An 8,843-nucleotide genomic window follows, 5' to 3' on the forward strand; every position below is an offset into this window, starting at 1 on the left:
TATCATTAATTTTGCTCCTTAATAAATTTGCTATGATCATTTTTTATTTTTTCTAACCTAGCTGGATCTAAAATTAATTCCAAGGCAGTTAAGGCTAGTAACTTTGCTCCTAAGCCTATAGATTCCAATCCTTTTTCTGACCTAGCAGCTTCTCTAAATTCTACTGTATGTCCTGTAATTGGAGTATCTGAAATGGAAATCGTAGGTTGTATAACCGGAACTACTTGACTGATATTTCCAACATCTGATGAACCACCTGCTAAAAATATATCAGTAGGCGTAATATCTTGACCATATTCTTTTAATTTTTCTACATATACTTCATCAAAAGATGGTGTAGGTATGGTATTATCAACCCTATTTTGGAATAGGCCAAATTTATATTCACATCCTGTTGCAAGACCTGCTGCCTTTACTATATTTTCAAATTTTTTATATAAATCATCTAGTGTTGGTCTTTTGTCAGCTCTTAAGAAAAATCTTGCCTTTGCATATTCTGGTACAACATTAGGAGCCTTTCCTCCATCTGTTATTATTCCATGAATCCTTGTGTCTGTAGGTAGATGTTCTCTTAAAGCATTTATACTATTAAAAACTTGTATCACTGCATCCAAAGCATTTATACCTTCCCAAGGAGCAGCAGATGCATGGGCTGACTTACCGAAAAACTCTACATCAACTGGCGCTACAGCTTTAGAAACACTTGTAAGTGTATGTCTATAACCAGGATGGGCCCCTAAGGAAATATCTACATCGTCAAAGAATCCCTTGTCTACAAAAGAACCTTTAGCAGATCCATTTTCTCCACCTTCTTCACCTGGTGTACCATAAACTCTTATTTCACCGCCAACTTCATCTATAACACTTTTTAATCCCACTGCAGCTAAGGAAGAAGTGGTCCCAAATAGGTTGTGACCGCATGCATGACCTATGCCTTCTAAAGCATCATATTCAGCATAAAATACAATTACTGGACCTGGTTTATTAGATTTATATCTTGCATCAAATCCAGTCCTATGGCCAGCCACATCAACTTTCACATCAAAACCTTCATCTTTTAATTTGTCTGATAAGGTTTCACAGGCAAAAAATTCATAATTACTTACTTCAGGTTTATCATGTATGCTTAAAGCTATTTTCTTGTAAGCTTCCAATCTTTCATCTACTCTTTTTTCTATTGTTTCTTTATAGTTTGTCATTTGTTTTCTCCTAAATTTATATTTAGCAAGCATTGAATTTATTCTTTAAATTAAAAAATCCTCGTCCTATATAAAGGACGAGGTTTATACCCGTGTTACCACCTTAATTCTAATTAATTTCACAATTAATTACTCTTCAAGTACTATCATACTCTAACGCTTTAACGGGCGTACCCGGAATACTCTACATATCGAATATTCAACTCAAAGACCATTTTCATTCAACTTCCGTTCTCCTGTTCTCAGCATAATACAGTCTCTCTGTGCAACTTTCATTAAACTACTTTTCTTATCAATGTTTTTGCTATTGATTTATATAATAAATCGATTTTTTTATTTTGTCAAATTTTTTTATTAAAAATTTAATAAATCTTTACCTCTTCCCAGGCTTCTTCAAAAAATTCAGTAAAATCGCCTAAGTCAACATAAACTTCTTTTTCGTCAAAGTTTGATAAATCTGGATACATTACATCAAAATTTTCTATAGATTTTACCGGTTCAAGATCCCAGGCAGCTGTAACTGGTGTGCCTTGTTCAAGACCAATTTGGGCAGCTATATCTGGTCTACTTAAAAAGTCTATTAATTTAAGAGCATTTTCATAATTTTTTGCATCCTTTGGAATAGCAAAATTATCTATCCATAAATTTGACTTAGGAGGTAAATAATAGTCTAGATCTGGATTTTCTGACATAGCAGCCCAAGCTTCTCCAGAGTAAATAACTGCTACGGCTCCTACCCCATTAATCATATGTTGCTTAATCTCATCTTGTAAATAAGCTGTGACTAGATTCTTTTGTTCTTTCATCAAGTCCCTTATTTCAATTAATTCCTTTTCATTTTTTGTGTTTGCTGAGTAACCTAGATGCCAGGCACCTGGCCCAAGTGTATCTCTTGAAGAATCAAGCATCCAAATTTGTTTTTTATATTTTTCATTGAAAATTATATCCCAATTATGAAGGTCTTGAGGATCAACCTTTGTCTTGTTATATAAGATTCCTAGGGTTCCATAAATCATAGGTATAGAATATTTGTTATTCGGATCAAATTCCCTATCCATAAATTCCTTACCTATATTTGAAATATTAGATAGTTTAGAATGGTCTATTTCTCTAAGCATACCTTCATCTATCATTTTTTCTACCATGTATTCGGATGGTGCAATAAGATCATAGTCAGATGGTGAGTTTTTTACTACTGTATACATATTTTCATTTTCATCAAATTCTGAATAAATGATATCTATACCTGTTTCATCTTCAAATTGTTTTAAGATATCATCTGTTAATACTCCACCCCAGTTATAAAAAGAAACCACCTCTTTATTAGAAGTCTTGTTTTCCTTATTTTCTTCTTTAGAGCAAGCTACTAAAAATACTAAAGAAGATATGATAAATAATAAAATAAATTTTCTTTTCATTATATTTTTTCTCCTCTGTTAGCATTTTTCTTGTTAAACTGTCTTATTTGTTTGAAATTAGCCAAGATTAATAAGACTAGTACTACTACAAACATTATAGTTGATAAAGCATTGATTGTTGGTTCAATACCTTTTTTAGTCATAGAGTAAACTATGGTTGATATGGTATTTTGTCCAGGGGCAACTGTGAAAAATGAAATTATAAAGTCATCTATTGATAAGGTAAATGCCATCATGGCACCAGCAATAATACCACTTTTAATTTCTGGAACTACAACCATTGTTAAGGCTTGTAAGGGCTTAGCACCAAGGTCTAGTGCTGCATCTATCAGGTTTCTATCCATCATTCTCACCTTAGGTAAAACGGCTAAAACAACATATGGGATTGTAAAGGCTACATGGGCTAAAACTAAAGTAAGTGTACCCTTAGGCAGTTGTAAAAAACCAAATAAAACCATTAAAGATATAGCTATAACTATATCCGGATTTAAAACTGGTATGTCATTTAAACCTAGAAGAATTCTTCTTTGTTTCTTTGAAAACTCTCCAAGAACAATTGCTGCCAAAGTACCTATTACAGTGGATATAACTGTAGCAAATATAGCTACTATTAGGGTCGTTTTTACAGCTCCCATTATAAACCTATCTTCAAATAAGGCCCTATACCAATCTAAAGAAAAACCTGTCCAAACACCAAATATTCTTGATTGGTTAAAAGAATAAACTATCAATACAAATATAGGGGCAAATAAAAATAAAAATACTAAATTTAAATATAATTTTTCAAAAATATTTGATTTATTTCTAGTCATTCATCCCTCCTGTTTCAATTGATTCTTTATCAAAGACCATTGATATAAGTATTATTACCATTAAAAATGTGGCTAAGGCTGATCCATAACCCCAGTTACCAGTTTTTGTAAAGGCTCTTTCAATCACGTTACCTACCATATTTACCATACCACCACCTAGTAGGTCTGCTACTTCAAATGTAGATATTACTGGTACAAAGACCATTGTTATACCGGATATAACTCCTGGAAGAGACATAGGAAATATGATCTTCCAAAATGTTTGAAATTCATTTGCTCCTAGGTCATAAGAAGCCTCGATTAATGAATAATCAATCTTTTCTAAGGCAGTATAAATTGGTAATATCATAAAAGGTAAAAAGTTGTAAACCATACCTAAAATAACTGATGCTTCAGTATATAAAAAGGACTTGTATTGGATACCAAAAATCTTTAGAAAGTTATCTAATACTCCATTTGGTGAAAGTATGGTAACCCAGGCATAAGATCTTAATAGGAAGTTCATCCACATTGGTACCATTATAAGCATCATGGCCATTGTCCTGTATTTTATATTTAATTTTGTCATGAAAAAAGCAAAAGGATAAGCTATTAGTAAAGATACTAAACTTGTAATTCCAGCTATTCTAAAGGATGCCCATATAGTTTTTAATGTGGGTCCTTGAAATATTTTTTGGAAATTTGCCAGGGTGAACTCCCCATCCTTTGTAAGGGCATAATAAAATATCATAAAGGTTGGTACTATTATGAAAATAAGTATCCAAAATATATAAGGATAGGCTAAAGTTTTTAATTTTTTCAATTTTAGTCCTCCTTGTTCATTACGTGGATAGCATCTGGAATTATTTTCAGTCCTACTTGACTATTTATTTTCGCATCATTGATAGAGTGAACTTTATAGTTAAATCCCTCTGCATTAACAATCATTTCCCAGTGAACACCCTTGAAGGTAATTTCTTTAACTTCTCCATTTATCATGCCTTGGTCTACAGGAACTATTTCAATATCTTCCGGTCTGATAACAACATCTACCGGTTGATTTTTATCAAAGCCCTTGTCCAAGGAATCAAATATGTGATTAGAAAACATAACTTTTTTATCTTCAACAGCTATACCTTCTAATATATTAGACTCACCAATAAATTGAGCTACAAAGCTATTTTTAGGTTCATTGTAAATATCTATCGGACTTCCTATTTGTTGGATTTCACCTTCATTCATTACAACTATTGTGTCTGACATAGTTAAGGCTTCTTCTTGGTCATGGGTAACATAAATAAAGGTTATACCAACTCTTTTTTGAATATTTTTCAATTCAATCTGCATGGACTTTCTTAATTTTAAATCTAAGGCTCCAAGCGGCTCATCTAAAAGTAATAATTTAGGTTTATTTACCAAGGCTCTAGCTATAGCAACCCTTTGTTGCTGTCCACCAGATAGAGAATCTATTGATCTTTCTTCAAATCCTTGTAAGTTTACAAGTCTCAACATTTCTTTTACATCTTGATCAATAGTTTCCTTGTCTACCTTTTTTAACTTTAAGCCAAAGGCTATATTCTCATAAACATTTAAGTGTCTAAATAGAGAATACTTTTGAAAAACTGTATTTATATTTCTTTTATAAGGTGGTACATCTGCAATATCTTTTCCGGCAAATAAAACTTGGCCAGAACTTGCTTTTTCAAAGCCACCTATTATCCTTAAGGTTGTAGTTTTTCCACATCCTGAAGGTCCAAGTAGGGTTAAAAATTCATCTTCTTGAACATATAGGTTTATATCATTTAAAATTACATTGTCACCATATTCTTTTCTTAAATTTTTTAATTCTATTAAATGCATACTTAACTCCTATTAAAAATTAGGCGGATTTGAAATCCATAAAACTTTACTTTTGCCATCATTTATATTTTTTATATATCTTTCCAAGTCAGAAAATATATAAAAGGTTTCCCCTTGTTCTAATATATATTCTTCATCTCCATAGTGAAGTTTAATCCTTCCTTCTAAAACATAGGCAAACTCTTCTCCTTCATTTGGGGCATATCTTCTGCTTTCTCCATCTTTATCCAGGATTAAAATTATAGGTTCCATCTCATTTTTTACAGAGTTTGGAACAATCCACTTCATTTGATGGCCTAATTTTTCATTTGTACCAACAAAAAAATCCTCTTCTTTAAATACTTTTTGCTCTTCTTTTTCTTCAGAGAAAAAATCTCCCAAATTGGTTCCTAGAGCTTCTAAAACATTTGAAAGTGTATCAACTGATGGAGAATTCAAATCTCTTTCAAGCTGAGATATGAATCCCTTAGTAAGCTCAGACCTATCAGCCAATTCTTCTTGGGTAAGGTCCATTTTCCTTCTCAGTGATTTAATTTTCTCACCTATATCCATTTTTTTCTCCTAGATTTTATACTTTATTTTTAATTAAATTCTTAATATATTAAACTAAGATTTATTATACCACTATAAACTTAAAATACAATACTTCTTTGTTTAAAATTTTATGTTTTTATATTATTTTTTTAGCATTTTATCTAAGAAATTCGCAAGGCTTTTATTATTAATAATGTAAATGTAATATTTGCCAAAAATCTATTATTTTGTGATCAACATGTTTGTTTGTTATATAATAAAATAAGGAGGAAATATGAAGACACAAATTATTGGTAAATCTAATATTAAAGCTAGCAGATTAATTTTAGGTTGCATGAGAATGTCAGATAAATCGGTTGAAGATGCAAAAGATATTATACAAAAAGCTTATGATTTAGGAATTAACCATTTCGATCATGCCGACATTTATGGAGGAGGAAAATCAGAAGAAATATTTGCTGAGGCATTAAAATTAACAAATATTAAAAGAGAAGATATTATAATTCAGTCAAAATGCGGTATTAGAAAAGGTTTCTATGATTTTTCCTATGATTATATAATAAATTCTGTAGAGAACATTCTGAAAAGACTTGATATTGATTATCTCGATATCCTACTTTTACATAGACCTGATACTTTAATGGAAACAGAAGAAGTTGCCAAGGCATTTTCTTATCTATACGAAACTGGAAAAGTTAGAAATTTCGGAGTAAGTAATTGTAATCCTGGTCAAATTAAATTATTACAAAAATATTCAAATTTCCCAATTTTAATCGACCAATTACAGTTTGGACCGGCACATACTCCAATGATTGATTCTGGAATAAATGTAAATATGAAAAATATAAACTCAATTAATCACGAAGATAGCATTCTGGAATATTGTAGATTGGAAGATATAACTATTCAGGCTTGGTCACCATTCCAAGTAGACCTTGACCAAGGGCTATTTATAAAGCATCCAGAATATACAGACTTAACAAAGAAATTAAACGAATTTGCAGATGAAAAAAATGTTACGCTTGAATCCATTGTAACTGCATGGATATTAAGACATCCAGCAAAAATGCAAATGCTAGTTGGTTCAATGAATCCAAATCGCTTGGAAAATATTGTTGCAGGTGTAGATATTGACCTAACTAAAGAAGAATGGTACGAAATCTATAGAAGTGCAGGAAATGATTTGCCATAGGGTGGTCATTTTATTAAAAAATATAGAGCGGCTTTGCGCCGCTCTTTTTTATAGTTGTTTGTATATTATCTTTGTTTTAGAAATTCATATTTCCACTTCTTATAATATGCTTCTATTCATCATCTACATTTATTTTTATAACTTCTAATGTAGTCAATGCATCCTCTACTAAAGTATCAATATCTAATTTCTCTTCCTCTTTTAATATATCTGAAAGTCTTGGCTTGGTAGCAGGACTGTCAGGGGCAAAAAATGAACAGCAATCATCAAAAGGTTCAATAGATATATCGTAGGTATCAATCATTTTTGCTTTTTCAATAATGTCTTTCTTGTCCATATTTATTAAAGGTCTAAATATTGGTAATTTACTTGCATCATTTACTACAGAAATCGATTGGATAGTTTGACTGGCAACCTGACCTAGGGCCTCCCCTGTTACAAATCCATCTATCCTATATCTGTCAGCCAATATATCGGCTATTCTCATCATAAATCTTCTAGCTATTATAGTGGTATATCTTGGTCTACAATTTTTATTTATAGCTGTGTAGATATTTAATAGGTTAATTTGGTAATAATCTATTTGGCCAAGGTATAGGGATAATTTTTGTGCTAGTCTTTTGGCCTTATATTGTGCTCTTTCTGATGTGAATGGATATGAGTGAAAATGTACACAAGCAATTTCAACTCCACGAGATGCCATTTCAAAGCCTGCAACTGGAGAATCTATACCCCCAGATAGTAATAATAGTGCCTTTCCACCTGTGCCTAATGGCAGTCCACCTATTGTAGGTATTTTATCTAAATATAAATAGGCATTATTTCTAATATCTACATGAACTTCTACTTGAGGATTTTTAATATCCACCTTGAAGTTGTCAAAGTTTTTAAGTACAAAGCCTCCTACTTTTGCTGCTAAATCCATAGAATTTAATGGATATTTTTTATCAGACCTATTGGCAAAGGCTTTAAAAGTTTTTTCTTCTTTTATGTCACTTTCTTCAATAAGATATTTTATTCCATCTTCTATAGAATCAAGATCTTTTTCTACCTGCAAAGTTTTATATACATAAGATAAACCAAAAACCATTCTAGCTTTTTTTATAATTTCTGGAAAATCTTCTTTATTAACTTCTACAAAAAACTTTCCTGAATCAACAAAATTATCTCCTAATTGAAAGTCTTCCAAGGCTTTTAATATTTGTCTTCTAGTTTGATTAATAAAGGTATTTCTATTTTTACCCTTTAACATAAGCTCTCCAAAGCTTACTCCTAATAACCATCTCATCCTATAATTCTCCTAATAATTTCAACTTTTTCTTTAATCTTCTCAACTACGATTTCTGCTTCTTCCATAGTACTATCTTTGGATAAGGATAGTCTAATGCATCCACCCTTATAGCTATCTTCTACACCTATAGCATCTAAAACTCTAGAATCGTGGCCCTTGCTACATGCAGATCCTGTAGAAACATATATTTCATCCATTTCTAAATAATGGAGTAAAATTTCTGCACCTATATTCTTAAAACAAATATTTAATATGTAAGGTGAGTAATTTTCTTCTGCTGATAGTATTTTCACATCATCAATTTTGGATATTTCTTGCCTTAAAAATCTATTTATTTCACTAATATTATCATAATTATTATCCAGCTCTGTTGCTTTGGCGAAGGCTAGAATAGCAGGTAAATTCTCCGTTCCTGAAAACAATTTTAATTCTTGACCACCACCAAAATATAAGCTATTAAAAGATGATAGATCTTTTATATATAGGGCTGATATCCCCTTTGGCCCATTTATCTTATGTGATGATATGGTATAGAAATCTATATTCCTTAAATCTGTA

9 protein-coding genes and 1 other annotated feature are annotated in these 8,843 nt (G+C 31.3%); of the genes, 1 reads left to right on the forward strand and 8 read right to left on the reverse strand.

Features of this window, described 5'->3' with window-relative positions:
- Positions 1–5 precede the first annotated feature (5 nt).
- The 6 genes from Q0U66_RS04525 to Q0U66_RS04550 all read right to left on the reverse strand — a co-directional run bounded on the left by Q0U66_RS04525 (position 6) and on the right by Q0U66_RS04550 (position 5,820).
- The gene (locus Q0U66_RS04525; RefSeq protein WP_297377896.1) at positions 6–1,199 is read right to left on the reverse strand and encodes a M20 family metallopeptidase; all 1,194 of its coding nucleotides are present in this window, start codon (positions 1,197–1,199) and stop codon (positions 6–8) included.
- A gap of 70 nt (positions 1,200–1,269) precedes the next feature.
- Positions 1,270–1,504, reverse strand: a binding site (T-box leader).
- 57 nt (positions 1,505–1,561) lie between these two features.
- Positions 1,562–2,617 carry an ABC transporter substrate-binding protein gene (locus Q0U66_RS04530; protein ID WP_297377899.1) on the reverse strand — a complete coding sequence of 352 codons (1,056 nt, stop codon included), beginning with the start codon at positions 2,615–2,617 and terminating at the stop codon, positions 1,562–1,564.
- Positions 2,617–3,429 (reverse strand): ABC transporter permease, encoded by an 813-nt coding sequence (locus Q0U66_RS04535; RefSeq protein WP_297377902.1) that lies wholly within the window; start codon positions 3,427–3,429, stop codon positions 2,617–2,619. Before Q0U66_RS04535 ends, Q0U66_RS04530 begins: the two co-directional genes overlap by 1 nt.
- Entirely contained in the window at positions 3,422–4,231 is an 810-nt protein-coding gene (locus Q0U66_RS04540; RefSeq protein ID WP_297377905.1) for an ABC transporter permease, read from the reverse strand. Before Q0U66_RS04540 ends, Q0U66_RS04535 begins: the two co-directional genes overlap by 8 nt.
- A gap of 2 nt (positions 4,232–4,233) precedes the next feature.
- Positions 4,234–5,268 carry a spermidine/putrescine ABC transporter ATP-binding protein gene (gene potA / locus Q0U66_RS04545; RefSeq protein ID WP_297377909.1) on the reverse strand — a complete coding sequence of 345 codons (1,035 nt, stop codon included), beginning with the start codon at positions 5,266–5,268 and terminating at the stop codon, positions 4,234–4,236.
- A gap of 12 nt (positions 5,269–5,280) precedes the next feature.
- Positions 5,281–5,820 carry an XRE family transcriptional regulator gene (locus tag Q0U66_RS04550; protein ID WP_297377912.1) on the reverse strand — a complete coding sequence of 180 codons (540 nt, stop codon included), beginning with the start codon at positions 5,818–5,820 and terminating at the stop codon, positions 5,281–5,283.
- A 256-nt stretch (positions 5,821–6,076) separates the two neighbouring features.
- Here Q0U66_RS04550 and Q0U66_RS04555 point away from each other — a divergent pair, with 256 nt between their 5' ends.
- Positions 6,077–6,994: an aldo/keto reductase family oxidoreductase gene (locus tag Q0U66_RS04555; protein WP_297377915.1), complete on the forward strand. Its 918-nt coding sequence runs from the start codon at positions 6,077–6,079 to the stop codon at positions 6,992–6,994.
- A 112-nt stretch (positions 6,995–7,106) separates the two neighbouring features.
- On the opposite strand, the gene thiI is transcribed toward Q0U66_RS04555, so the two are convergent.
- Positions 7,107–8,282 carry a tRNA uracil 4-sulfurtransferase ThiI gene (gene thiI / locus Q0U66_RS04560; protein ID WP_297377917.1) on the reverse strand — a complete coding sequence of 392 codons (1,176 nt, stop codon included), beginning with the start codon at positions 8,280–8,282 and terminating at the stop codon, positions 7,107–7,109.
- A partial coding sequence (locus Q0U66_RS04565) for an aminotransferase class V-fold PLP-dependent enzyme (RefSeq protein WP_297377919.1) occupies positions 8,279–8,843 on the reverse strand: 565 nt, incomplete at its 5' end. The genes thiI and Q0U66_RS04565, both read right to left, overlap by 4 nt.

Origin of the sequence: uncultured Helcococcus sp., assembly GCF_946998255.1 — a bacterium.
GTDB lineage: Bacteria > Bacillota > Clostridia > Tissierellales > Peptoniphilaceae > Helcococcus.

Coding starts and splice junctions, on each gene's coding strand:
- Q0U66_RS04525 (WP_297377896.1), bottom strand. CDS start 1,199: ATGACAAACTATAAAGAAACAATAGAAAAAAGAGTAGATGAAAGATTG.
- Q0U66_RS04530 (WP_297377899.1), bottom strand. CDS start 2,617: ATGAAAAGAAAATTTATTTTATTATTTATCATATCTTCTTTAGTATTT.
- Q0U66_RS04535 (WP_297377902.1), bottom strand. CDS start 3,429: ATGACTAGAAATAAATCAAATATTTTTGAAAAATTATATTTAAATTTA.
- potA (WP_297377909.1), bottom strand. CDS start 5,268: ATGCATTTAATAGAATTAAAAAATTTAAGAAAAGAATATGGTGACAAT.
- Q0U66_RS04550 (WP_297377912.1), bottom strand. CDS start 5,820: ATGGATATAGGTGAGAAAATTAAATCACTGAGAAGGAAAATGGACCTT.
- Q0U66_RS04555 (WP_297377915.1), top strand. CDS start 6,077: ATGAAGACACAAATTATTGGTAAATCTAATATTAAAGCTAGCAGATTA.
- thiI (WP_297377917.1), bottom strand. CDS start 8,282: ATGAGATGGTTATTAGGAGTAAGCTTTGGAGAGCTTATGTTAAAGGGT.